23 protein-coding genes are annotated in these 24,651 nt (G+C 56.3%); 13 read left to right on the forward strand and 10 right to left on the reverse strand.

The features are described from left to right. Positions 1 to 47: 47 nt before the first annotated feature. The 8 genes from ABD892_RS04865 to ABD892_RS04900 all read right to left on the reverse strand — a co-directional run bounded on the left by ABD892_RS04865 (position 48) and on the right by ABD892_RS04900 (position 8,864). Complete coding sequence (locus ABD892_RS04865) at positions 48 to 1,433, reverse strand: Arm DNA-binding domain-containing protein (RefSeq protein ID WP_345194251.1); 1,386 nt, start codon at positions 1,431 to 1,433, stop codon at positions 48 to 50. Between the two features lie 9 nt (positions 1,434 to 1,442). Then, a complete protein-coding gene (locus tag ABD892_RS04870; RefSeq protein ID WP_345194252.1) occupies positions 1,443 to 2,159 on the reverse strand; it encodes an Arm DNA-binding domain-containing protein in 717 nt (238 codons plus the stop codon). After that, entirely contained in the window at positions 2,128 to 2,478 is a 351-nt protein-coding gene (locus ABD892_RS04875) for a hypothetical protein (protein WP_345194253.1), read from the reverse strand. The genes ABD892_RS04870 and ABD892_RS04875 overlap by 32 nt, the downstream gene beginning before the upstream one ends. 1,530 nt (positions 2,479 to 4,008) lie before the next feature. Next, complete coding sequence (locus ABD892_RS04880; protein ID WP_345194254.1) at positions 4,009 to 4,200, reverse strand: hypothetical protein; 192 nt, start codon at positions 4,198 to 4,200, stop codon at positions 4,009 to 4,011. A gap of 119 nt (positions 4,201 to 4,319) precedes the next feature. Further along, positions 4,320 to 6,428: a UvrD-helicase domain-containing protein gene (locus ABD892_RS04885; protein ID WP_345194256.1), complete on the reverse strand. Its 2,109-nt coding sequence runs from the start codon at positions 6,426 to 6,428 to the stop codon at positions 4,320 to 4,322. After that, positions 6,409 to 8,220, reverse strand: coding sequence for a DEAD/DEAH box helicase (locus tag ABD892_RS04890; RefSeq protein WP_345194257.1), 1,812 nt, complete (start codon positions 8,218 to 8,220; stop codon positions 6,409 to 6,411). The genes ABD892_RS04885 and ABD892_RS04890 overlap by 20 nt, the downstream gene beginning before the upstream one ends. Positions 8,221 to 8,438: 218 nt before the next feature. Beyond that, entirely contained in the window at positions 8,439 to 8,657 is a 219-nt protein-coding gene (locus ABD892_RS04895; RefSeq protein WP_345194258.1) for a hypothetical protein, read from the reverse strand. Positions 8,658 to 8,672: 15 nt separating this feature from the next. Further along, entirely contained in the window at positions 8,673 to 8,864 is a 192-nt protein-coding gene (locus tag ABD892_RS04900; RefSeq protein ID WP_345194259.1) for a hypothetical protein, read from the reverse strand. 236 nt (positions 8,865 to 9,100) lie between these two features. Here ABD892_RS04900 and ABD892_RS04905 point away from each other — a divergent pair, with 236 nt between their 5' ends. From ABD892_RS04905 to ABD892_RS04915, 3 genes are all read left to right on the forward strand, one after another. Beyond that, positions 9,101 to 9,397 carry a hypothetical protein gene (locus tag ABD892_RS04905; protein WP_345194261.1) on the forward strand — a complete coding sequence of 99 codons (297 nt, stop codon included), beginning with the start codon at positions 9,101 to 9,103 and terminating at the stop codon, positions 9,395 to 9,397. Beyond that, positions 9,333 to 9,986 (forward strand): hypothetical protein, encoded by a 654-nt coding sequence (locus tag ABD892_RS04910; RefSeq protein WP_345194262.1) that lies wholly within the window; start codon positions 9,333 to 9,335, stop codon positions 9,984 to 9,986. Before ABD892_RS04905 ends, ABD892_RS04910 begins: the two co-directional genes overlap by 65 nt. 308 nt (positions 9,987 to 10,294) lie before the next feature. Next, the gene (locus ABD892_RS04915; RefSeq protein ID WP_345194263.1) at positions 10,295 to 10,456 is read left to right on the forward strand and encodes a hypothetical protein; all 162 of its coding nucleotides are present in this window, start codon (positions 10,295 to 10,297) and stop codon (positions 10,454 to 10,456) included. On the opposite strand, the gene recD2 is transcribed toward ABD892_RS04915, so the two are convergent. Further along, entirely contained in the window at positions 10,431 to 12,659 is a 2,229-nt protein-coding gene (recD2, locus tag ABD892_RS04920) for an SF1B family DNA helicase RecD2 (RefSeq protein WP_345194265.1), read from the reverse strand. The two genes, ABD892_RS04915 and recD2, sit on opposite strands and share 26 nt — an antisense overlap. An 87-nt stretch (positions 12,660 to 12,746) precedes the next feature. On the opposite strand from recD2, the gene ABD892_RS04925 reads away from it, so the two are divergent. The 7 genes from ABD892_RS04925 (at position 12,747) to ABD892_RS04955 (ending at position 19,038) form a co-directional block, all read left to right on the forward strand. Beyond that, positions 12,747 to 12,971: a hypothetical protein gene (locus ABD892_RS04925; RefSeq protein WP_345194266.1), complete on the forward strand. Its 225-nt coding sequence runs from the start codon at positions 12,747 to 12,749 to the stop codon at positions 12,969 to 12,971. Beyond that, positions 12,968 to 13,423 carry a hypothetical protein gene (locus tag ABD892_RS04930; RefSeq protein ID WP_345194267.1) on the forward strand — a complete coding sequence of 152 codons (456 nt, stop codon included), beginning with the start codon at positions 12,968 to 12,970 and terminating at the stop codon, positions 13,421 to 13,423. The genes ABD892_RS04925 and ABD892_RS04930 overlap by 4 nt, the downstream gene beginning before the upstream one ends. Before the next feature lie 346 nt (positions 13,424 to 13,769). Then, positions 13,770 to 14,522, forward strand: coding sequence for a hypothetical protein (locus ABD892_RS04935; RefSeq protein WP_345194268.1), 753 nt, complete (start codon positions 13,770 to 13,772; stop codon positions 14,520 to 14,522). Next, the gene (locus ABD892_RS04940; RefSeq protein WP_345194269.1) at positions 14,522 to 15,103 is read left to right on the forward strand and encodes a type I-E CRISPR-associated protein Cas6/Cse3/CasE; all 582 of its coding nucleotides are present in this window, start codon (positions 14,522 to 14,524) and stop codon (positions 15,101 to 15,103) included. The genes ABD892_RS04935 and ABD892_RS04940 overlap by 1 nt, the downstream gene beginning before the upstream one ends. A 5-nt stretch (positions 15,104 to 15,108) precedes the next feature. Further along, positions 15,109 to 17,172, forward strand: coding sequence for a DEAD/DEAH box helicase (locus tag ABD892_RS04945; protein WP_345194271.1), 2,064 nt, complete (start codon positions 15,109 to 15,111; stop codon positions 17,170 to 17,172). Continuing rightward, the gene (locus ABD892_RS04950) at positions 17,163 to 17,897 is read left to right on the forward strand and encodes a hypothetical protein (protein ID WP_345194272.1); all 735 of its coding nucleotides are present in this window, start codon (positions 17,163 to 17,165) and stop codon (positions 17,895 to 17,897) included. The genes ABD892_RS04945 and ABD892_RS04950 overlap by 10 nt, the downstream gene beginning before the upstream one ends. 22 nt (positions 17,898 to 17,919) lie before the next feature. Next, a complete protein-coding gene (locus ABD892_RS04955; protein ID WP_345194273.1) occupies positions 17,920 to 19,038 on the forward strand; it encodes a hypothetical protein in 1,119 nt (372 codons plus the stop codon). A 387-nt stretch (positions 19,039 to 19,425) separates the two neighbouring features. Here the strand turns inward: ABD892_RS04955 and ABD892_RS04960 are convergent, their stop codons facing one another. Next, a complete protein-coding gene (locus tag ABD892_RS04960) occupies positions 19,426 to 19,938 on the reverse strand; it encodes a hypothetical protein (protein ID WP_345194274.1) in 513 nt (170 codons plus the stop codon). Between the two features lie 312 nt (positions 19,939 to 20,250). On the opposite strand from ABD892_RS04960, the gene ABD892_RS04965 reads away from it, so the two are divergent. From ABD892_RS04965 to ABD892_RS04975, 3 genes are all read left to right on the forward strand, one after another. Further along, on the forward strand, positions 20,251 to 21,501 hold the full coding sequence (locus tag ABD892_RS04965; protein WP_345194275.1) for a hypothetical protein: 1,251 nt from the start codon (positions 20,251 to 20,253) through the stop codon (positions 21,499 to 21,501). Between the two features lie 100 nt (positions 21,502 to 21,601). Continuing rightward, the gene (locus tag ABD892_RS04970) at positions 21,602 to 22,183 is read left to right on the forward strand and encodes a polysaccharide biosynthesis/export family protein (protein ID WP_345194277.1); all 582 of its coding nucleotides are present in this window, start codon (positions 21,602 to 21,604) and stop codon (positions 22,181 to 22,183) included. A 52-nt stretch (positions 22,184 to 22,235) separates the two neighbouring features. Next, positions 22,236 to 24,431: a GumC family protein gene (locus ABD892_RS04975; protein WP_345194278.1), complete on the forward strand. Its 2,196-nt coding sequence runs from the start codon at positions 22,236 to 22,238 to the stop codon at positions 24,429 to 24,431. Positions 24,432 to 24,651: the final 220 nt, after the last annotated feature.

The raw sequence follows: 24,651 nt of genomic DNA on the forward strand, positions 1-24,651 counted from the left end.
CCTGCCCCGCAGGCGTCAGGGCATCCTGCGGGGCGGCGGTTTCAGCCTCATTGGCAGGGGGATGATTCCTGAGGCTGGCGATTGCTACCCTCGGCCTGCGCGCCGGCCCATGGTGTCAGCCAGGCGTCTGGCTCGTCAGTGTTCGCCTCAGGTAAGGGGGATAAGAGTACCAGGCCATCCGGTTCCGCCACTGACACTGCGTCCGGCTCGGGGGCGATCCAGCGGGCATAGGTGCTTTCCAGCTGGGTCAGGGAGGTATGGCCCAGCTGGTCGCGCACCTTGATCAGGGGCGCGTTGGCGGACAGCTGCCAGCTGGCAAAGGTATGGCGCAGCTGGTAGAGGGGACGGTAACGGAATGCCGGGTATTGCCGGGTGACCCGTTTCAGCAGCTCCCGCCAGCGCGATGCCAGGCTGTCCGGCAGGTAGCCGGCAAGGTTCGGATTACGCTGCCGGTGCAGCCTGGGGGAGAAGAGCAGGTGCAGTGTCTGCCGTTCCGTCCGGTGCCGGCCGAGGTCTGTGGTCAGGGTGCTCGGGGACAGGTGTCCGGTCAGCGCCTTCTGGGCCAGCAGGCAGGCGATTGCCTCCGGACAGAGAGAGACAGTGCGGGTGTGGTTGGTTTTGGGCAGCTTGTACTCCTTCTTCGTGGTCACGCTGCGCCGGACGTGGAGGCGCTTTTCCAGCCAGTCGATATCCTCCAGGGCCAGGGCGCAGAGTTCGCCGGGACGCAGGCCGGTCAGTACCATCAGGGTCAGGATGTTTCGGTCCTGTTCAGTGGTGCAGCAGGACAGCAGTTGCCTGAACTCTTTCCGGCTAAAGGGATCGGCCGGATGCTCCCGGGTCTCGCGCACCGGGCCGGCGGCCTCCGCCAGCGCCCGGTCGGTGGCGCCGTTGTCGCGGGCGAAGCGCAGCAGGGCGCTGAGCTTTGACAGGGTCTGGTTGACGGTGGAGGTGGTGTAGCCGCCACGGATAAGACGGCTCCGGGCCTTCTGGATATCCACCGGCCAGAGGTTGCCCACCGGAGTGTCGGCTCCCAGCAGGGAGAGGCTGCGGTTCAGTGTCAGCCGGTAGTTCTCCAGGGTGCGGCCGGTGACCTCCGCCTGGCGGATCGCCAGGAACTCTTCGGCCAGTCGATCCAGGGGGGTGTTCGGGGACAGGGCGGTGCTGGTCGTGAATTTTTTGCTTTTGGGAAAGTAGCGGCTGCCGTCAAAGCAGCCCTGCCTGAGCTCCCGCAGGATGCGCCGGCGCAGGGCCACCGCCTCAAGGATGTTGTCCCCGGAGGGTTCTATGTAGAGACTTTCCCGGCACCGTTTGCCCTGGTATGTAAAGCTCAGGCGGATATTGGTTGTCCGAACCTCGACTCCGGTGTAGGGGGTATAACTGGTTTGCGAACCCTTCCGCTGGCTTTTTTTACCGCGTACTTTTTTCTTGCTCATGGCGTTACCTTATCCTTGGTAGTGGCTGGGACTGTTGGAGGCGGGGCGCCGACGTTCCGGTGTGGTGAATGCCTCGCCTGTCATTCCGGTCAGGGTTGGGGTTCGAGTTGAATGATTGTCATGATCGCCCGCTGTCCGTGCGCAGGGTTTGCAGCGGGTTCGCTGGCAGTGCCCGGATTTTCCGCTGTCCGAACAATGGCCGGTGAGACCCGCGGTGTTGTTTGTGATCTCTTTCAGGATGGACCTGTGCAGAGAGCCAGTCCCGGTGATGCTGTCCTCCGTCTGGGGCAGGCAGAGGGTTATCCGGTAGCGTTTGCCATGGTAATGGATATTCAGGCGGATACCTGATGCCCGCCTTTCAACCACGGGATGTCGGGGGATACGTTTCTTGCGATATGTGTTGCCGTTTTGGCATTGTTTGCAGATGGTTCTGACACGCCTTTTGTCATGGCCCATGGCGCGATCTTCTGTCTGCAGTAGCGGCTGGTGGCTGATAGCCGTTTTAGTGTTCTCAGTCATGGTTTCTCCGTAGATCTGTGACTGGTTTCTTCCGGGTATCCGTAATCCCGGGGCTCCCTGTTGTGGCCGGAAACGCCGATTCAGCACGGTAGCGCCCTGTTCCGTGTAGCCGGAACAGGGCGAACTGCGAACTGCGAACTGCGAACTGCGAACTGCGGAATCCATCAGGCGAGTGTTACCGTCTCTTCTTTTTGACGGGTTCGTCATACGCCTGTTTCTTCTCTGCCCAGCGCATGAATTGCCGGAGGTTGATCATCACGCTGTTGTCAGGATCACGGGTCCAGACCAGGTTCTCCTGCAGTTTGTTGTCCTCGATTTTTCGCGCCAGTGCCTTTTCGGTATACCCGGTCAGTTCGGCCGTGCGTTTGAGGGTGATCCAGCGTGACAGGTTTTCAGTGTCAGTGTGCATTGATCGCAGTTCTCCTTGATGCGATGTTCTCCGGAACGGGTTGATGCCATGGTGTGCAGGGATGGCGTGCGCCTGATAGCCGTCGCCGATCTCCGCAATCAACCGGTTTTGTTTCATCCTGTTTCTCCCCGACAGACAGGCTACGACAACGGATTTCCGATTACCCACAGTTCAGCGAAAAAAGTGTTGAACCCGGCCTGTGAGCTTTACCGTTGCTAAACGGAAAGAAATGTGCTGGCCGTCTTATCGTGCGGGTAGTCACTGAATACCCTGACCGTTCCATGGTTTGTGAGCGGCAGTCATGGTTGTGGTTCGGGCGCTGTATTACCGGCAGCCTGCGCTGTGCGAACGTTCGCTTCGACTTTTTGTCGGGTAACCGGTGTCCGGTACAGGTCAACATGAATCTCAACCCTCCGTGGTTGCGTGTTATCAGATCCTGCAGGGTGCTTTGCGTGCCTATCCCATCGGTGACGGCAGCGGGTCCACAGGTTGTTTCCATCTTTTTTTCTCCCGGGCAGACAGGCTACGACAACGGATTTCAGATTACCCACAGTTCAGCGAAAAAAGTGTTGAACCCGGCCTGTGAGCTTTACCGTTGCTAAACGGAAAGAAATGTGATTGCCGTCTTATCGTGCGGGTAGTCACTGAATACCCTGACCGTTCCATGGTTTGTGAGCGGCAGTCATGGTTGTGGTTCGGGTGCTGTATTGCAGGCATCCTGCACTGTGCGAACGTTCGCTTCGCTTTTTTGTCTCCGGTACAGGTCAACATGAATCTCAGCCCTCCGTGGTTGTGTGTTATCAGATCCTGCAGGGTGCTTTGCGTGCGTATCCCATCGGTGACGGCAGCGGGTCCACAGGTTGTTTTCATCTTTTTTCTCCCGGGCAGACAGGCTACGACAATGGATTTCAGATTACCCACAGTTCAACGAAAAAAGTGTGGATGCGAACCTGCGGGCATTGGCCGTTGCAAAACGGCAAGCGATGTGTTTGCCGTCTTATCGTGTTGGTCGTGACTGAATACCCTGACCGTTCCGTGGTGTGTGACCGACAGTCATGCTTGTGATTCAGGCGCGGTAGTTCAGGCAGCCTGCGCTGTGCGGTACAGGTCAACATGAACCTCAACCCTCCGTGGTTGTGTGTTATCAGAACCGGCATGGTGTTTTGCGTGTGTATCCGGTCAGTGACGGCAGCAGGTCAGCAACTCAGAAGGTTTGTGTCATCTTTTTTCGCCTGCACTCACAGGCTACGGCAATGAAATCTGTATTACCCACAGTTGAAAGAAAAATGTGCTTTCGTGGAGCGGATGACTGCTTCCGTTGCAAGTGCGAGTGGAATGTGGTTGGCAGATTTTCGTGGTGATGCCGGCTGTGTGGAGGGGGTTGTAATCGTCAGGGTGTCTTCCCTTTTCGCCAGAGGTGGCAGGCTACAACAGGGGGGGATGGCCTCAGCCTGAAAATGCGGACCTTGTTACGGATGGGTAAATCTTGCGTTGCAACAGGGTTGTTACTGTGGTTGCTGTTTTCAGGTTCAGGCCTTGCTGGTAGACGAATTGCAAGAGTGGTTTTGAATGAGGACGCAGCCGGGAAGGGGCAAAAGGTACCCCCTCAAAGGCTTGACCGGGAAAGAGGGTGCCCTTTTCCCGGAGTCATGACTCGATCCACTGGTTCAGTGCTTCCATGTTGATCATCAGGTGGTGATCCGGCGCCTTGATCCAGTGGACGCCTTCCTGAAGCTTACCCCGGCGGATTTTGCCGTGCAGGGCACGGGTGGTGTAACCGGTCATGGCAGACGCTTTCTTCAGCAGAACCCACAGTTTGAAATCATTCTCTTCATTCATTGCCTTGCTCCTTTTAGCAGTCAGGGCCTCCATGGCGCCCATGTGATCATGAGATTACATAAAATCCGGTGATTAGCAACGAACGCAGAAATCAGGGTGTTTCGTTGCTAAGGTAGAAGTTATGTGTTACAGGCTGTCAGGTGTTGGCTGTTGTTCCCGTTGCAATCAGGTTCTGTATGTGTTTGTCGGGGGAATAGTGACGCTGCCAATGGTTCTGGCATACTGGCATTCGGCCAGGTAATCGCCAGCTTCTGCCCGGCACGGGTCATGGCCATGTAGATTTTTCGCGTGTTTTCTTCAACCAGTTCGGCTCGTTCATCATCCGTGAGTTCCAGGGCAGATTCCTTATCCAGTAATCCCTGCAAGCCAAGAAGAAACACAATGGGACTTTCTAGCCCTGTTGCAGCACCTAAAGGGCATAACCTGACAGCCTGTTCGTTATCCTTGGCCATCGAGGTCATGAGCCAGTAGCATTTTTTTCCTAATGCCTGTTCAAATACATCCGTCAGGGGTTGTTGACGGATCCCATCGGCATAGACAACAAGAATATCCCGCCCCGGTATACCGGCATTCAGTAAAGACTTGATCTCTCCGGCTGTCCGAAGAATTTCATCATTGGGGGAGTCTGTCAGAATCAGGCGTGGACTGTCGCCAACGGGCATATTTGTGAAGGCAGGCTCTACATACTGTTCCGGATCATCACTCAGGCGTAACTTCCTGAAGCGTGTAGCGGCCTGGAGTATGCCAGTGGTTGTCCTGTAGCTTCGATCCAGCCTATGTGTTCGTCCCCGGACTTCCAGTCCAGCCTGAACCCAGCTGAGTCGTCGTTTAAGGAATCCTTGAGAAGGATCGGCGGCGAGAAACAGTTGGCCCGTTCCCTTGCTGGTAATCATTTTGACCAGCTCAAACCACACGGGTGCGAAGAACTGGGCTTCATCAATTAAAACATGCTCGTACTGAGGGACACTGACGGTACCGCTTTGAAACTGTTGCCAGACAATGCGAGGCAGGTCGGCCCAGTCAAAACGATGCGGTATAGCGGTGACCTTGCGGTCATAGGCTTCCAGTGCCCTGTACACGAGCGCTCGCTCACTTTCCCTCAGGGCAAATCCACGGCCTGTGCGATCGGCATTCAGGTAATCAGTTTCCGAAAAAATCAGGCGATCTTTAATGAACGTGAACTCATCTCCCAGCTGGGATGCTGTCAGGCGGGACTGACTGAGAAATTCCCGATGGATACCACTGATCAGAGAATGGCGAATATGGGGCTGTAATGGTTTGCCTTGCGGGTAGAACTGCTTGCACCAGGCCATGAAGGTCAGCCAGAGTACGCCATGGTCATCGTTGGTCAGGATGCGGTAGCGTCGCTCCATTTCACGGGTAACAGGGCGGTTGTGTATCAGGCAGAGTATACGGCTGTCTGGAAACAGTTGACGAAGCAGGCGGGCACGGTAAAGGAGAATTAAGGATTTTCCACCTCCTGCCACGCCATTGAGCAGGCGAAGGGAAAAGTCGCGGCTCATTTGCACATGCTCTTCCGGTGGGGCCAGATCGATCTTGCTGGCCCACTCCTGTTGATAGTCCAGAAAGAACCCGGTCTGGCGTTCACGGTTGTCCTGCCGCTGGATACGTCGCGTTGTGATGGACGTGGGAACCATGGTTTCCGGGCTGAATGTCCTGCGCAGTGATTCAGGCAACAGCTTGCCGGCGTTCAGGCCCAGGTGGCGTTCAATCCATACAGCACCTTTTTCTCCTTTCAGTTGTTCACCATAAGTTACGGGGGTTGTTTTAAGGAGAGTGGTCGGGCTATCGAGCAGGTCCTTGATATCAGCCTGTCGCAAATTAAAAAAGACCACGGCGACAGGGGCAACGGTTCTGATCAGGCCCGTCGGCATCGACCCCGTGAGATCCTGCTGAATCCGTGTATAGAAACTTTCAAGGTGCTGTTGTTCACCGGTACCAAAAGGGGCGGTTGTTTTGGCACTGCCAAATAAGTCTGGCGTGTTGCTGGTGGCCAGCTTCGTAATCTCTCCGGCTTTAACCGGAGAAACGACCAGGAACAGATGTCGGCCGCTGTCGTGTTCTATCCAGAATGTCGGCGCCCAGTCTTCACCGGGGATGCGTTGGCGCAGAATGTACTTGTCGTCCAGCGAGCGTTTCAGCAGATTGAAGAGTCGTACGGCTTCGGTACTGTCGTTTAAAGCCTTATCAGGAATGCAGCGTGCCATGAGACATCCTGTTAACGTCAATGTCATGGGTTGGCCAGTCTGTTTTAAGACAGGCAGCGTGAAGAGCACGAAACCCTGAGATCCATCGTGCCAGTAAAGGGTTATCAGGTGTCCAGTCAAGGAGTTCGGCACAGCCGAGAATAATCAGCTTTGAGCGAGCCCGTGTTACCGATACATTCAATCTCTCTGGTTGATACCAGAACTCTGCGATGGCTCTGACGAAGTTGCTGTCAGTACTGGTCAGTGACAACAGAATGACGTCCCGTTCCTGTCCCTGCATTCGTTCTACCGTGTCAGTCACGATGCTTTCGGCTTGTCTCCCCAGTAGTGTGTGCAGCACATTGCGTATTTGCCTGCCCTGGGAACGAAATGGGGCAACAACACCGATCTCATCCGGGCTGACGCCACCTTTTATCAGGGCACGGCAGAGGTTGGCAATCCGTTCTGCTTCAGTGGCATTGACAGATTGTGCGGTGCCGAGTGGCTGGTCAAGCCAGACCATTGGGGCGTCAGGGCTCAGGATATTCGCCAGCGGTGTATCGTTGCAGTGAAGTGATAACTGACGTGTGCGGGACAGTGGAGAAGCGGTTAACCGATTGTCATAGAACAGTGTGCTGGGCCAGCGAGTGAGGGGTGCATTCATACGCCAGGTTTCGGTCAGCATGACGGATTCCCGGTTGTGAATCAGTTGCTCAAACACTGATGCTTCGCGGTCATGCAGCCTTGATCGAGACTGTAACACCGGCGGTAGCTGTTGATGGTCGCCAAAAAACAGATAACGTTTGCCGCTTAACATCGCCATCAACGCCAGCGGGATTGTCGCCTGGCTGGCTTCATCAAAAATGACGGTATCAAAGGTAAGATTCGCCAGTCGGGAACTTCGACAGGCAAAAGGCGTAGCGCCGACGACGTAATGACTGGCAGTTGAAGCCTGTTCCCACAGGTTGAAACGATCAACACGATCAATAGCGGGATTCAGGGCTTTTCTGCCGCTGGCAACACTGACTTTGACGATGGGAAGCTCAGGCGCGAGTTCGTGTATCTTGTTCAGTGCGTTATTGATCGCCATATGCGTATGGGCGGTGACCAGTACCCGTTCACCCTTTTCTACGAGCAAGCTGACAAGATGGGCCAGGGTGCGAGTCTTGCCTGTACCAGGCGGCCCCTGGGTGCAGAAATCGAGGGCTGTCGCATATCCACTGGCAATGGCATCGGCCTGATCATCGTTGCATTCACTTTGCAGGGCGTACTCGTGGGCAAACTGGTAGTCGTCCGCATCCATGGCATTATCGGCTTGACCGAGCAGTAGAGGCAGGACCCGCTCACGACCGATACGGGTTTTACCGAGATCATCAATGGCGTTCAGGTAGTAAGCCGTCAGATCCATCGTATCGGTATCGAGAGTCCAGAGCTGCTGGTGGCTCTGGCAGAAGGCCAGAATGTCTGGTGCCTGCTTATTGCTGACAAGGAGGCTTGAACTGTTTTCTTCTTCAATGAGAAGCTCATGCCAGCAGGGTTGCTCAAACGGATCACCGGGATTAAGACAAACCAGATCCCCCTCACGGAAACGGGACAGATTTTCTTTAAAGTGAAGAATTAGCTGGTAGGGCAATGGGCCTGGCTGTATGCGGCTCAATGGAAGGCACCAGCCTTTCTCTATCCGCTCAATCAGGGGACGGCGCCAGATTTCACGAAGGTGGGCACCTGCAGCTTCTTTTTCGTCAAGCACCAGATTGCGTAACCTGTCCAGCAGTGATATTGCCTGCAGGTGGCCGGGGTTAAAGCTGTTCATCAACGACTTGCCTTGGTGAAACGAACGGGATGAGCAGCATTACAACAACTCTTGCCATGGTGTGATCAGACTTATAAATAAATTGTCGTTTATTAGTGGTGTCGCTATTTAAGCAGAACCGAAGCACGCTGACCATTGTGCTGTAATAAAGGGATTATGGTGCTGTTGGAAAGGACGTGGGGCCCCCTTTGCCGTAACAACCGGCAAGGGGATTGGACTCAGTATTTCAGGCGGCCCTGCAGCCAGAGCATGAACCTGGGCAGGTGGATTTGACGTCGCCGGCCGGGGCCGATTTTCCAGACCAGCCCCTGGGGCAGCTGTCCCTTGTCAATTTTATGTTGCAGGGCCTTTACCGAGTAGCCGGTCAGTGCGGCTGTTCTGTGCAGGCTGACCCAGTCGGGTAATGCGGGTGTGCGGGTGGTTGCTGTCGTCATCATGTTTCCCTCCCTCGTTCATGATGCCAGCCACTGGCTGAATGCATCCAGGTCCATCAGAAGATGACCGTCAGGTGCCCGGATATAGTGCAGGCCTTCTGTCAGCTGGCCGCGATGGATTTTTCCCTGAAGGCTTTTCTCGCTGTGTCCGGTCAGCTCTGCGACCCTGTTCAGTCTCACCCACAGTATGAAGCGTTCCTGTTCTGCCATGTTTCGTTCCCTCTTGTGGCAGGGTGCCGTCATGGCGCCCCGTGCCCCCGAGAGTATCTCAACCCCGTCCTGTTGCAACGGCAAATTTCAGGAGGCATGTCTGAGGCGATGACCGTTGCAACCCTGGTCTGCTTGTGGTTGGCGGATGCGCTGCCATGATGGTGTTTTGCGTTTGCGGGGGATATCGGGTCTGTTACTCTCCGGCTGTCTGACAGGGGCAGGGAGCGTCCATTATCATGAGCAGCTGGAAAGCATTACAGGCGGAGCTGGATCAGCGCTATCTTGAACAGGGTATGACCCTGAAAGACTTTTGTCGTCTGAAAGGCATCAATTACAAAACCGGCTGGCGCCACCTGATTTCCCCCTTGTCCCGATCGCCTGAGCGGGAGTGGGTTGCCTCACCACGGAAAGCGCCCTGCAGGGCAGGGTACACTGCCAGTAGGTCAGGGTCGGCGTCGGGTGCCATCAATGAACACCGGCACAGAACGTCCCGCAGCCTCAGGCTTGAAAAAAACGCGGCGGCAGAGGGCTGAAACGGGTTGTGAATTGGGTGACACCCTGCCGGCCCGCCCCGTCTGCGGTGCCCGTGCAAAAAGCACCGGCCGCGCCTGCCGTAATGCGGCCGGCTACAAGACGGGGCATCCCGGCGAAGGGCGCTGCCATTTGCACGGAGGCATCGCGGGTGGGGCGCCGGCAGGTAATCTCAATGCCATGTACTATGGCCTCGGCAGTCGCGTTGCCGGGGAATATTTCATTAAATTCACCCCGGAGGAGTTCATGGCGATGACCGCTGAGACCGTTCCCTGCCGGCAGCATGTCGCTTTCGCCAGGGCGGACTATCATGCCCTCCACCGCTATCAGCAGATTTTGATCCGTTACTATGAGGCCCGTGGCGAGTTTGATGCCAGCTGGGATGTCCTGAATGTGCTGACGCTGGAGATGAACCGTGTCCTGAGAACGATCAGCAAGCTGAAAATGCGGGCGCAGTATCACCGTTATGGCGAGCATTATGACGTCGGCGTTCGGGTGACAAAATACCTGGCAGGCATCGGGGTGCATGACGAAGACAGCTTTGTCCCGATGGAGCTGCTATATCGTCGTACTCGCTGGCCGGATAACTGACACCGGTTGTTGATATCCCCTTTCCACCCGTTAACCATCGAATCCGTGCCGGAGCCGCTATTGCCGGGTCTCACGACAGGGTTTGTAACCTCACCTCTGTCCCGTTTGCACCGTACGCCAGACAATCTTTTCTGAAGGATTATTCCTGACAGGTATGCGTGAGCCGTTGCGCATCCGGCATGTGCCCTGCATTTTATCATCCCTGATAACGCCCTGAGATGAGGTTTCGGGTATAGGCGCGCGCGCAGAGGGGATGCAGTTGGCGTCCGGCAGGGTGAAATACAAAAACAACCCCATGGAGCTGTCCATTGGCAACCGCCAAAATCAACGCCATGTGCCAAAATCAATGCCAGACGCCAGACGCCAGACGCCAGACGCCAGACGCCAGACGCCAGACGCCAGACGCCAGACGCCAGACGCCAGACGCCAGACGCCGGTCCAGTATTACCGGCAGGATTCACCTTGCCTGAGGCGTGACCGGAGCAGGGTGAGCCTTTGTGATGATTTTCTGATATGGGTAGCCATTGTCACTGCCTGAGGCTGGCCGATGAGAACCACCCGTTGTCTGCCGCGGGTAATGCCGGTGTAAAGCAGGTTGCGTTCCAGCAGCGGGTAGTGTTGCGTGGTGACGGGAATGACCACACAGGGATATTCCGACCCCTGGCTTTTATGGATGGTAATGGCGTAGGCCAGGGACAGTTCGTCCAGCTCGCCGAACGGATAGCTTACCTCGTTCTCCTCGAACCGGATGATGATCGCTTCGTTGACACTGTCAGTGGTGATGACCGTGCCGATGTCGCCGTTGAAGACATCACGTTCATAGTTGTTCACGGTCTGTATGACTTTGTCGCCGGGCGCGAAAGCGGGTTGGCCAGGGAGGCCACTGTCCGGGAGGTTGTGGTTGAGGCGATGCTGCAGGAGGCGGTTAAGACTCTCTGTACCCAGTGTGCCTTTCCTGCCGGGTGTCAGTACCTGGATATCCCTGACCGGATCCAGGCCGAACTGCTGTGGCAGCCACTGGCTGACAATGGTCTGCAGTGTCTCCAGAACCTGTTCAGGATCCTCCTCGGGAAAAAAGTGGCAGTCGGTCAGGGTATCGGGCGATGTGGGTTCGGGAGGGCGCCCCCGGTTGATCCCGTGGGCACAGGTGACAATCGCTGAAGTGGCTGCCTGACGGTGGATCTCCGTCAGCCGTGCGACCGGTATGCAGCCGGCGTGAATCAGGTCGGTCAAAACCGCGCCCGGCCCGACCGAGGGAAGCTGGTCGGTGTCGCCGACCAGCAGGACTGCGGCGTGTGACGGAATGGCTTGCAGCAGGCGGTTCATGAGAACGATATCCACCATCGACGCCTCGTCTACCACGAGCATGTCGGTTGCGAGCGGGTTGCTGGCAGAATATTTGTAGCCTGAGCCGGACGGATCAATTTCCAGCAGGCGGTGAATGGTCTTCGCCGGTCGACCTGTGGATTCTGACAGGCGCCGGGCGGCCCGGCCGGTGGGCGCGCAGAGGCTGATATGGCCGCTTTTGGCTGCCACAATGCTGACAATGCAATTGACGACGGTTGTTTTGCCGACACCGGGGCCGCCGGTGAGAATGCAGACTTTGTTCTGTACGCTCAGGGTTACGGCCTGTTGCTGTGATGGTGACAGTTTGATCCCCTTTCGGGTCTCAGCCCAGGGAATGGCGCGGCTCAGGTTAATGGCCGCCCAGGTCGTGGCGCCTTTCCGCAGGCGATGAACCTGGCGGGCCACGCCACACTCGGCATGATACAGCGATGCTGTAAACAGACAGGGAGTGTCGTCAATCGTTTCCGGTATCAGGTGCTTCGCTCTGATTTCCGCCTCAATGGCAGCGGTGATGACCGTTGCCGGGATGTCGCCCAGTAGTTTGAGAGCATCCCTGATCAGTTTGTTGCGCGCGCGGGCGCAGTGTCCGCGTCCGGTGAATGTCTGCAGGCAGTGGCGTACACCGGCCCTCGCGCGCATGAGGCTGTCCGGCGCGATGCCCAGCAGGTTGGCCAGGGCGTCCGCTGTCTTGAACCCGATGCCACGAATGTCCACAGCCAGCTGGTAGGGATTTTGCTGAACGGTATGGATTGCCTCCTCGCCGTAGTGTTTATGAAGGCGGGTTGCCAGTGTGGCGCTGATATTGTGCTCCCGGAGAAAGTGCATGAGCGTGCGAATGGCCTTTTTTTCCGGCCATGTGGTGATCAGCCGTTCCTTGAGCTTGTTGCCGATGCCTTTGACTTCAGTCAGGCGCTCGGGTGTCTGTTCCAGAATACTGAAAAACGCCGTGCCGAAATGGGCGACGATGGTGTTAGCAAGGCACGGGCCAATATGCCTGAATTCGGAGGCCAGGAAGCGCCGGATGCCTTCCGGTGAGTCCGGCAGCGTGGTGCTGACATGCGCCACCTCAAACTGCCAGCCGTGCAGTGGGTGGTTGTTCCAGTGACCTGTGGCCATAATCGACTCCCCCTCAGCGAGGCCGGGTGCGGTACCGATCATCTTCACCGGTGCGCTTCGCCCATTGCACCGAACCCACATGGCAAAAAATCCGTTGTCATCGTTCCGGTTAAAAATGCGCTCTATGGTACCTTCCAGCTCTACCGGTGCAGGCGGTTGCCGGAAATGGCGGGACGTTGACTCGACGGTGTATTCGGCGATCTTTTCCATAAGCAAGGTTCCCTGTTTTTATGAACGCCTGGAATGCTAACAGCTTCAGATTTTGGAGTGGCACCCCGGAGTGGAAGAAAAAATGGTGTGGGTTCTGAGAGCGGCCATCAGGAGGTCAGTGCGTTGCCTGTGGCAGATCGGGAAGAGTGGTTACTGATCCGTTCTACAGGAGTACTATGCCCACCGCACTGGATTATCCCTGGTCGTTTTTTTCAGGTGTCAGGTGACGCAGGTTTTCCGGTGCTTATACCGTTTACGGATATGGAACTGAATCGTGATGAAACGACTGACCTTAAGGTTGCAACGCCATGACTAACGACAAACGCCAGTTACTGGAAAAACAGATGCCGCAAATGTGTAAGGCCGTCGATAGTCTGGCATGGTCACTGAAGCGGTGTTTGCCATTGCCGATTGCATCACTGGATGCCGCGGGACAAGAAAAAATTGAAGCGCTGACCGTTCGTTTTGTTCGTGTGAGTGACATACTGATCCAGAAAATCTTCCGGCTGGTGGATGATCTGGAAATGAATCATTCCGGCACCATTCGTGACCGCATTAACCGGATGGAAGAAAAAGGCCTTATCGGTTCTGCCCGCGACTTTATCGAAATCCGCGAACTCCGCAACGCCATCGCTCAGGCCGGTGACGATGATGCCTCTGGCACACTGTACCGTGACGTGATCCGGCTTTCTCCGCTATTGATCTGTACACCGGATAACGTTCGACATTACCTGGGCAGCCGTGTTGCATCTGCAGGTATGTAGTCGTCGTTTTTCGCCCGTTTGTCCCTGGCGGGCACCTTCAGAAAACGCTGAGAATCCGGTACAATGCGCGATTGCTGCTCAGCAGAGCGTGCCCCGGTAACAACCCCTGCCATCAATACTGCAACTGATTCAAGCGGTTTCCCGAAGCTGCACCAAAAACATCAGCACTGCACTGATCATGGCCACGTATATTTGATCCACGGCTAACCTCTTCAGCATACGTAGCGGTAAGCCGTTGGCCATGCCATGGGTGACATTTTTGCCATGACCCACCCTGTACGATTGAAATTGTTGCGAGACTATCATGGATGCGATTGATTTTTTGTGGACGCAGGTCACCCATAAAATGGCCGACGAAATGCGCCTTGAGACAGTCGCTGCCGGTAAAGTGGTCACCTGCTATTGCTGTGGCAGGGCCTCTGGCCGGTGGAGCACGCCGCTGTTTGAAATGAGGGTGGATAGTTACACCAAACTGGATGTGGCCATCTGCGCGCCCTGTAATGCGCTGTTTCATGGTAGCTATAAGTATCTGGGTATAGAAAAGGGAACCATTGCGAAGCCGGCGACCCCCGGAAAGCTGGGAATGCTGGTTGGCTGTGGCATGATCGTCACGCAGAAGCAGTCGATACTGTTGACCAACCCCGGTTGGCATAGCCGGTTAAGCGCTGCATCTGAGCCGATTTTCCAGACCGTTCAGGAGAGCGGTAAATCCGCCATGGAGTTTGTACTCCGATACACCCGTGAACTCGATGAAGACGCATTTCCTCTGCTCTATGTGAGTGATTTAGGCAGGAAGAAAACCGAACTGGTTGAGAATCTGCAGCTGACATATCATTGGGATGAGCTGTACGCCTGTACGGCCAACCAGACCCATCGTATCAATCTTATTCTGCTTGATCAGATCCGGGCGCTGTCCACAACGGACAAAACCGCCTGTAAGAAGCTTGTAAAGCTTGTCAGGGGATCATGCCTGGGGCATATACCACCCAATGCACCTGAAATTACGGCATTTCTGACCTCCCATCCCGAGGCGCTGGACATCGCCAGAAAACTGCCCTGTGATCCGCACGAGAAGCTGCACCTTTTGAGTATTGCATAATGGTCTTTGAGTTTGTTTACCGATCGCCACACGCCCCCGCCGATGTCTACACGCTTCACCAGGAAGTCATGGATATCGTGTTTGCAGGTGGTGACGCCTTGAATAAAGAAGAGACGCGTCCGTTGTGGCGCGCCATAAAAAGTGATTCGGGGTCCATTGTCCTGGTAAGAACATCCGTTCCACCTCTGGGGGAGGTCGAGTACAGAGAGCATTGTGCAGAATTCAGTGTGGGCGCTATGCGTCGATTTAACTGTCGGTTAAATCTGTCAAGGCGTCTGCGACAGGGGCAAGCCGGTCATGACAAACCGTCCGGGACAAGAGAAATTGCACTGACCGTGAAGGAAGACATTGATGAATGGTTGAGGTTGCTCCTGGACCATAACGGCATGGCATTGCAGAACGCGGCGATAGTCTCCAGGGGCCGTCTTAAAGTGACACCGCACCACTACATCAACACGGCCGATCTTGTTTTCAACGTACGCATCACGGATGCGGAGCGTGCACGGGTCGCTTACAACCGTGGCCTGGGCCGAAAAAAAGCCTTTGGCATGGGGTTGTTGCTCAGTGGTGATCTGTCGTGAATGGCATGTCTGACCTCGCCCATGCTGTCGATCAGGTATTCCGCGCTGGCGGAATCCTTGTCCGTGATTTCAGCATGGACTACCGGGAGCAGCAGCACCGGTATGCCATGAGCGTGGCGGAGTGGCTGGATGGCAAGACCGTGGCTGTCAGCATGCTGGAAGGTGAGACGGGAATAGGAAAAAGCCTCGCTTATCTCCTGCCCGTAGCCATACACATCGCCATGAAACCGGGGAAATGCCGGTGCCTGATATCGACCTATACGGTGCATTTGATGCATCAGCTCAAATCAGATGCAAACGTGATTAACCGGGTGCTTGATGCCCTTGATCTCAGGCCGGTGACGATTGTCACCCGGCTGGGGCGGTCGCAGTACGTGTCTGCAGGCAGGGTGCTCTCTCTGGCTGAACGGACTGCGGATGCCAGGTGCAAAGAGCGGTTGTTGGGTTGGTATGACCTGGTGACCAGGCGATATGGCGAGCATGTCTACACAAAATACGGGACAGGCCCGGAAAGCCTGTCGGCTATTGAATCCCTGGAGTCGTCCGTCTCACTGACAGAGCATTGCAGTCGCGAGGATGCCCGCTGGTATCTCTCTGACTGTGAGGCTGCCACCAAAGCTGACATCGTATTGACCTCGCACACGGTAACGATGTTGTTTGCCAGGGGGGTGAGTATTTTCGGTTCGGACGCTTCAATGCCCTTCACCCATGTTGTCGCCGATGAAGCGGATCGCATTGCCGATGCGGCAGAGAGCATTTTCAGATTGCGCAGCTCACCAACAAGAATCGCGCGCATCATCACAGAGATTGGCAATACGCAAAACTGGAAAAAAGCGGATATCAAGGCGGCTTGCCAGGCGCTCACCGAGCTGCAGGTTGTTCTCGATGAACTCGGCCTGCTTTACCATGAAAAAACCTGCGTACTGACAAAGGAGTTGCCCCTCAATGCCGGCGCGAGGTTCCACGCCGTTGCCGAGATGGCACGGGTTCGCCTTAAACCATTGGCCAAATCCATCTCTGCGGATAATGAGGTTCAATATGAAAAACTCACCGCCATTATCGGGTTGTACAAGTCCATAAAGAAAACGCTTGGCGATAAATCACGCGCCAGCTGTATTGCGTGGTCACCCGTTCACCGCAAGGGGAGCATTGCCACAGACAACCCGTTTGCCGCGTTAAACTTCAGCACTTATCTCAGGGGGATTGGTGATTATCAGCCGCCGGTGTCCGTACTGTTGACCAGTGGCACCCTGGCCGTTTCCGGCAAACATGGCAGGGAGCGGTTTACTCCCATTCGATCGACCCTGGGCATCAAAGACCCGGATGTGAAATTTGTGGGTCAATTCGCCCCCGGGGACTATGGCAGAATTGCCTTTGTGCTTGCCGGTGCTGTAGCCAAGCCTTTTTATGCGTGCCGTGATGGTGAGGATGCCCCCTACAATCCGGACTGGCTGGGTTACACCGCAAGAATGCTGGCGGCATGCACCGACCAGGGCGCCACGCTCTGCCTGTGTCCCTCCTTTCTGGAAGTGGAGGAGCTGCGGTCTTTGCTTGAGCACCGCCATGATATTGGCTTTCATCAGGCGGGAACGCGGCTCGATGTATTGATCAGGCAGCTCCAGGCCGGTGATATCCGGTCGATTGTCACGCCGTCCGCCTGGGAGGGGGTCAGTATACGGGGGCCGGGAGGTGCTCAGCTGCTGAAAAATATCATGGTCACCCGAATCCCTGTGCAACCGCCCAGCGCTGTCATGGAAAGTACGTTCATTGCCGGTTACCTGGAACAGGGTCGCAGTCGGCAAATGGCGATCAGGGTGCTCTACAGCCGGGTGAGGGAACGTGCCCTCAGAAAATTCAAGCAAGGGTTGATCGGTCGGGGCATCAGGGATTCCGGGGATTGCATAACGGCGTATTGTGCCGATCCCCGGATCGGTCCCGGCAGACAACATAATCTCACGGGGGTGATACCTGAGCGCTTCATGCACAGCTTTACCCATGCAGCGTATTTTGAGAGCGAGGCATGCAGCCCGCCGCCACGGCGTGTTCAGGAGATAGTCGCATGGCTTTAACCCCCTTTGAACTGGTGTTTGAAACCGGTTCACCCGTCACCTTGCGGCGACATGCCCTGCACCTGGATGGGCTGTTGTCCGCCCTATGTTTCAGGCATACCGGTTGTCCTGAAAAAGCGCTTGGGATGCTTAAGGAACTGCTGCTCTGGAACGAACATGGTTTTTACCATGCCAGCGCCATGGCGTTTGGTGTGACACCTGAACAGACCATCACGGCGCAGACACGGCACTCTGTTGGTCGAATGCGGCATGGGACGTTATTGCATGAAAGCCTGCTGGCACCCATAAAAATCAACAGGCATGGTGAAAACGTATACCGGAAGGTGAACATCAATGGCGGGCCTGAGCGAAACCGCCTGAACAGGTGGAATGCCTGCCATGCTCCATACCTCGTGTTCCATGGTGTCGGGGATGTCGATCATATCGGGGCGCTGACCGCATTTTATTGCTCCCGGGTTGGTGTTAACAGCAACGCCGGAAGCGGAACGGTGCAGGGTGTCTATGCCAGGGCCATTGATGATGATCTTTCGTGCATTGATGGCGGAGGGGGCGTTGCCAGGAACCTGCCGGTCTCATGGTTTAACGATAATGGCATCAATATACCGGTTGCCCGTACACGGTATTTGCCGGTCACCGCCCCGTACTGGAGCAACCATAATGCCTGCAAGGCCGTCGAGGCGGTTCCTGTCGAAAAAATCCGGCGTGTCATTTTTTCAGATCGTTAATCTTTCGGATTGAAGTCGTTTTATGCTTAATCTCAACAACAGGCGTCGTGCCATCTATTTCCGGGGCTACACAACAGCGGTCTCGGCGCTGGCCGTCAACAGGCCGGAAGACAATTTTGCCAGCACGACAGGCTCAAAGGATCTTCAGCGCCTTCCCCGGCTTGGTCCCAAGACTGACCGGTCACCGGTTTTTTTCCCGGGTACACAACTCCGGCACCTGATCAGGGAAGCGCTGCTTGTCGGTGCATGCAGGGCGTCGGGCGGGAAGCTGCCGTTACAGGACCACTTCATGCTGATGCAGGGGGTGCCTATCGGGGAGCTGGCCAAAGAGTTATCGTCATTTTCCATGGATGGCGTGGTTGAGCGGGAGGATGGCTTACGCGCCAAAAATCCCATTATCGGTCTCGGCGGGTTCTGGAAATTCAGCGGCACGTTGGGCGTGAATGACTGGATTCCGGAATCGCAGGACGAGCCCTGCTACTACATCCACAAAAAAATGCGTGCAATGCCCTTTAAGCGCAATGAGGAATTGGTCCGCCTCGTTGCGGACAATGATATCGAAAAACTGAAACGCATCATGTCAGAAGATATGGATATTGCGCGGAAGGCCCGTGATATCGACACCCAGATCAAGGACCTGAAAAAAGCCTATGCGACGGCATCCAGCGCAGAAAAGAAAAACATCGGTGAACAGATCAGTGATCTTGAAGCCACTAAAGCGCATATAAAAAACAGTAAAGAAGGCGCGACAGAAACCCTTGAGCGCCCGGTTGAAGGGTATGAGGCGATTGTGCCCAGCACTCGTATGCGCAGTGGGATTGACATTGCCCGTGCTAACGAAATGGATCTGGGCTTTGTGCTTTATGCCCTGAGGCATATCAGCTTGCATCCCTATGTGGGTGGTCATTACGCTGACGGCAAGGGGGAGTTTGCACTCGACTGGACGGTGAGGACGTGGGGAGATGATCTGATGGAGCCTGTTACGTTGGGCACCGTGAAAGTATCGCTGCTTGATTTCAGTATCACTGACCATCCCGGTAGCACGGTGCTGTCCGATGCCTTGCGTCGGGCAGAGGATGCGTTCGCCAACCCCCAAAAACACGGGCTTGATTTCAGCGTGTTCAATCCCTCTGCGCGTTAGAACCGTCGCCGGCAATCGTCCTGTGGGTGGTGAGCCGTATCGTGAAGGCGGCCTTGAATCACACATTATGCAGGTTGTGATTCAAGGCCACTGAACCCCCGGAAAGCGGGGAATATGTCAACAAAGACAATAAAAACGCGAGCGTAAAACGATAACCCCAGAAGGTGTCAAACCCAGGGAATAAAAGGCATCTGCAGTATGATCAGGCCCTGCCGTGCATTGTTGATGCGTATTGGCAGGAGCTTTCAGCCTGCGACACATTACCATAGTTTTTCGGGCCGGGACATCCTGTCAGGGCATGCAGGCACGATCCCCGTATTCACCCTTCAAATAAAAACGCCCACGTCTGGAGGGTGGGCGTTTTCTGCTGTTGTTGCCTGTTGCTGATCAGTTCGGGCTGACCACCGGTGGCTTGTCAGGCGTGGAAGGACGGGCAGGCGGGGGCGGCGGTGGAGTCGGTGCCGTTTCCTGTACCTGGGCTTCCTGTGTCTGGTTCTGGGTCTGGTTGTCAACGACCTGCTGGGCAGCGTCATTGGCGGCCTGATTTACCGCGTCCTGTGCGTCAGGGTTGTCCTGCAGCTGGGCGATGGCGGCGCTGGTGATGGCGGTCTGTTGGGCAGGCGCCTGGCTCACGGCTACCTGGACGATGGCGGCAGCCTGGTCCGGGTAGGCCTTGACGGCTTCTCCCACCAGGGCGGACAGCAGGGCAGGGTTGTCTTTCAGCTGGGCGGCAGCGTCAGCGATCAGTGCCTCTATGGAGACGGTTTGATCCACGGTGGCCTTGGCAAGCGCATCGGCCGGTGACATGGTGGCCATGTCCGCGGCGAGATCCGCCTGCGCGACACCCGCCATTGCTGCTGAAAGCGCACAGGCTGCGGCAACAAGTTTCAATGGTTTCATCTGGGTTCCTTTGGGTTCTTCAGACAGCCTGCCAGCCTGCATAAATACAAGACACTGGTTTTCCGGCTACTCCTGACGTTCCATACACTTACATTGATTAAAGGCTGACCAGCGGACGGCCTTAAACCAATTTCTTATAAATGCACAGTAAGCGGTGGAAATTATATTGACCGTATCTATATAATACAACGCACTTTTATACCGGTGCCGTCAACTTATACGACGGCACCAGTAAAACAGCTGTCGTTTTTCTGGCCGGTATAACCTTCACAACCGTCACACAACACTGCAACCCAAGGCGTAGAACGTTTAATGAAAGGGATAAGCAAGCTCAGCCTGGCGATCGCCATGGCTGGATACGGCATGAGCGCGGTCGCGGCCGTCGAAGATCCGGGCCACATCCGCTGGAACGGCATCGACATCACCCCGCAACTGAAGACTGACATCGGTTACGATGACAACGTCTTCCGTGAAGGTTCCGGCGACCTGAAGAAAAAAGGCTCTTCCTTCTACAGCATTGATCCCTCCGTTGAGTTCAAGGCTCAGACCGGCCTGAGCACCTACGCCATAACCCTGGCTGCCAAGGACATGAACTTCACCAGCGAGAGCGACGCCGGCTTTACCGATTACGGCATCCTCGGTGACATCCACCAGGAATTCAACAGCCGCAACCGTCTGGATGTGGACTGGGATTACGGTGTGTACCACGACAGCGGTTCCACCGTGAACGGCGTGGATGACAAGAACGCCCCTGAGTACGTGCGTAAGAAAGGTGGCCTGAAGTACGGCTTCGGTTCCATGGACGCCATGGCCCGTGTTGACCTGTTCGGCAGCATTGACAAGCGCGACTACGAGAAAACCCGAGGCATCCGTGAAGGTGAAAACCGTGAGACCAAGGAATACGGTGCGACCTTCTTCTATCGCCTGATGCCCAAGACCGACGCTCTGTTCGAGGTCAAGAAGCGTGACCTGGAATACGAACGCAAGCTGACCGGTTTCAACGCGGGCAAGAGCCCCGCCTATGACATCACCAGTTACCTGGTGGGTCTGAACTGGGAAGCCACCGCCAAGACCACCGGTTACGCCAAGATCGGTCGCCGCTACCGTGAAACCGACCTGCGTGATGGCAACAACCAGAAGATCGACAAGGAAGGCTACACCGGTTGGGAAGTGGGCGTGAGCTACATGCCGGTTGACCACTCCGTGTTCCAGCTGAGCACCACCCGTGACTACGGCCTGGAATACGACGAGCCGAGCGAGCAGAACTTCACCAAGGGCACCACCACCACGGTGGCGTGGATGCACGACTGGACCTCCCGCATCGGTACCAACGTGAACTACAGCTACACCGATGAAGAAGTGCAGTCCGCCCTGGCCACCAACGAGAAAGACCGCAAGGTGAAAACCTTCGGCGTTTCCGTTGACTGGAAAGTGCGTCGTTTCGTCACCCTGTCCCTGGGCTACCAGAACACGGACCGTGACGAGAGCAACATCGGTGTTGGCGCAAGCGACGACAGCTACCGCCGCAACGTCTACACACTGTCTGCGGAACTGGCGATCTAAACCGCCGGGCGACAGTCGCCTATAAAAGCAGCAGGCCGGGGGAGACAACATCGCCCGGCCTGCGTTTTTATGGGACGAAAGTATTACGAGGTAATTACGGATGTATGTTTCGACAAGGCGCAATGCAACCCGCGCCATGCGACAGACCCTGCTGGTATTGCTGGCCGCCAGCCTGGCCATGCTGGCGGTGATCGGCACTGCCAGGGCGGATGATATGAGTTTTTCCCGCTACGGCCTGAACTCCGGCGACAAGGTCAAGATCACCGTGTTCGGTGAAGAGGACATGGAAGTGGAGACCCGCCTGAGCGATGCCGGCACCATCTCTTACCCGTTCCTGGGGGAGATCCGCGTGAAGGGCAAGACCGTGGGCCAGTTGCAGAATTTCCTGACCCAAAAGCTGACGGGGGATTATTTTATTGACCCGAAAGTCAGTGTGGCGATCACCGAATACCGCAAGTTCTTCGTCAGTGGTGAAGTGAAAGACCCTGGCGGATTCTCCTTCGAACCCGGCCTGACCCTGGAAAAAGCCGTGGCCCTGGCCGGTGGCTTCACTCAGCGCGCCTCGCGCAAGGACATCATTGTCAGCCGCGAAGAGAAGGGCAAGCTGGTGGAGCGTGCCATGAAGCTGGATGAGTCCGTATTGCCCGGCGACATCATCAACGTGAAGGAAAGCTTCTTCTGACCTGTGCCCCCGGAGAAACTCCCGAGCCCCGCAACCCTTCAGAACCCTATCCATGACGAATGAATCGAACCCAACCGCCTTGCCAAAAATGCTGCAGGGCAACGATGTGATCTCCCTTCGGGAGATTGTTCACATCCTGATGACTTACCGCTGGGCGATCGCCGGCTTCACCCTGGCCGTGACGCTACTGGCGACGTTGGTCGTCTTCACCATGACGCCCATCTACCAGGCCACCGCCGTGCTGCAGATTGAGCAGGAGCAGGCCAAGGTGGTCTCCATCGAGGAGATGTATGGCATTGATGGCGGTGGCGACAGCTACCTCAACACCCAGTTCGAGGTGCTGAAATCCCGCAGCGTGCTGGAAAAAGTCGTCAACAAGCTGAACCTGCTGGATGACCCCGAATTCAACACCACGCTGCGTGAAAAGCCCTGGTATGCCGGGCTGCTGAACTGGCGCGGCTGGTTCGGGCTGGCAACGCCGTCCGACGAGGATGAAGAGCAGCGGATACTGCGTGACACGATCAATCAGTTGGATGCACACGTCACTATTGAACCTGTGCGAAAAACCCAGATCGTCCGCATCCACGTGACCTCGGATAACCCGAAGATGGCGGCGAAGATCGCCAACGCCATCGCCAGCGCCTACATCGAATCCTACATGGAGGCAAAGCTCTCGCTGACCCTGAGCGCCACCGGCTGGATGCAGGGCCGGTTGACCGAGCTCTCCGAAAAGCTGCGCCTTGCGGAAGTGAACCTGCAGGACTATCGCGAGAAAGAAGACCTGGTGGATCTTGAGGGCGTGCTGACCATTTCCAGTAACGAGCTGAAGGCGCTGACGGAATCCCTGGTGGAAGTGCGCCGCAAGCTGGCGATTTCCGAGAACATCAACCGCCAGCTGAAATCCGGCGCGCTGAAAACCGCGCGGGATTATGAATCCCTGCAGGCGGTGCTGGAGCATCCGCTGATCCAGGGGCTGAAACAGGAAGAAGCCAAGGTGCAGCGGCAGGTGATGGATATGTCCCGCCGTTACGGGCCGAAGCACCCGAAGATGATCTCCGCCCGCAGTGAAATGCAGAGCATTCAGCAGAACATCCGCGACCAGATCCGTAACATCGTCGATGGCGTGCAGCGGGACTACCAGATCGACAAGGCCAACGAACAGAGCTTGAGCGAGGCCGTGGCCCTGGCCAAGAAACAGGTGCAGCAGATCAACCGCAAGCAGTTCCGCCTGCGGGCGCTGGAGCGGGAAGTGCGCACCAACAAGGACCTGTACGACGCCTTCTTCAAGCGCATCCAGGAGACCAGCGCCACCAGTGATTTGCAGACCGCCAATGCCCGAATCGTGGATGAAGCCTTCCCGCCGAAGGTGCCGGTGAAGCCGAAGAAAAAGCTGATCATCGTGCTGTCGGCCCTGCTGGGGCTGATGCTGTCCAGCGGTGTGGCATTCCTGCTGGAGATGCTGAACAACACCATCCGCAGTACCCGGGATGTGGAGGACAAGCTCAACCTGCCGGTGCTGGGCGTGCTGCCGAAGCTGACGGACAAGACACTGGAAGGCAAGGTGCAGAAACTGTTCCTCGACAAGAGCCAGCACGGCTTTGGCGAGGCGGTGCGCACCATCCGTACCAGCATCAACCTGACCGCGCTGGACAAGGACCACCGCCTGTTCGCGGTGACCTCCACCATGCCGGGCGAGGGCAAGTCCTCCACGGCGGCGAACCTGGCGTTATCGCTGGGCCAGCTGGGCAAGACCCTGATCATCGACTGTGACCTGCGCCGACCGACGGTGGGCAAAACCTTCGACGTCAAGGGCGGTTCCGCCGGGTTGGCTAACCTGCTGGCAGGAACGGCGGAGAAAGCGGAATGTGTGCACCAGGTGGACGGCATCGACGTCATCCCCTGCGGCCAGGTACCGCCCAACCCGCAGGAGCTGCTCTCCACTGAGGCGTTCAATAAGCTTATCACCACCCTCAAGCAGGATTACGAATACGTGGTGGTGGACTGCCCGCCGGTGCAGAACGTCAGCGATGCGCTGATGATCTCCCGGTTGTGCGATGGGCTGCTGTACGTGATTGAGGCGGGCCGTGCCCAGGTGGGCGCCATCCAGAACACCGTGGGCCGCCTGTTGCAGGCGAAAGCGCCGCTGACGGGTGTGGTGCTGAACAAGATCGACCCGACCAAGAAAGACGCCTACGGCTACAGCCAGGGCTATTACGACTACGAAGGCTACCACTCCAAGGAAGCCTGACCCGAATAGCCCCAAAACCGGAACAACGGTTTTGGGGCTTTTTACGTATAGGGATTGTCAAAAAGGTCAATATAATTTGCACGCCTTTTAAGGCAGGATTACCCACCTGACCGAATGGTCAGACAACCAGGAGCACCAGGCAAAAGCCAGACGAAAACAAACGACATATAACCCCTATCGCAGTTGCGGCAAATGCGTAATGAAGCCGTCGGGCGGTAGC

The organism is Kistimonas scapharcae (assembly GCF_039540975.1).
Lineage (GTDB): Bacteria > Pseudomonadota > Gammaproteobacteria > Pseudomonadales > Endozoicomonadaceae > Kistimonas > Kistimonas scapharcae.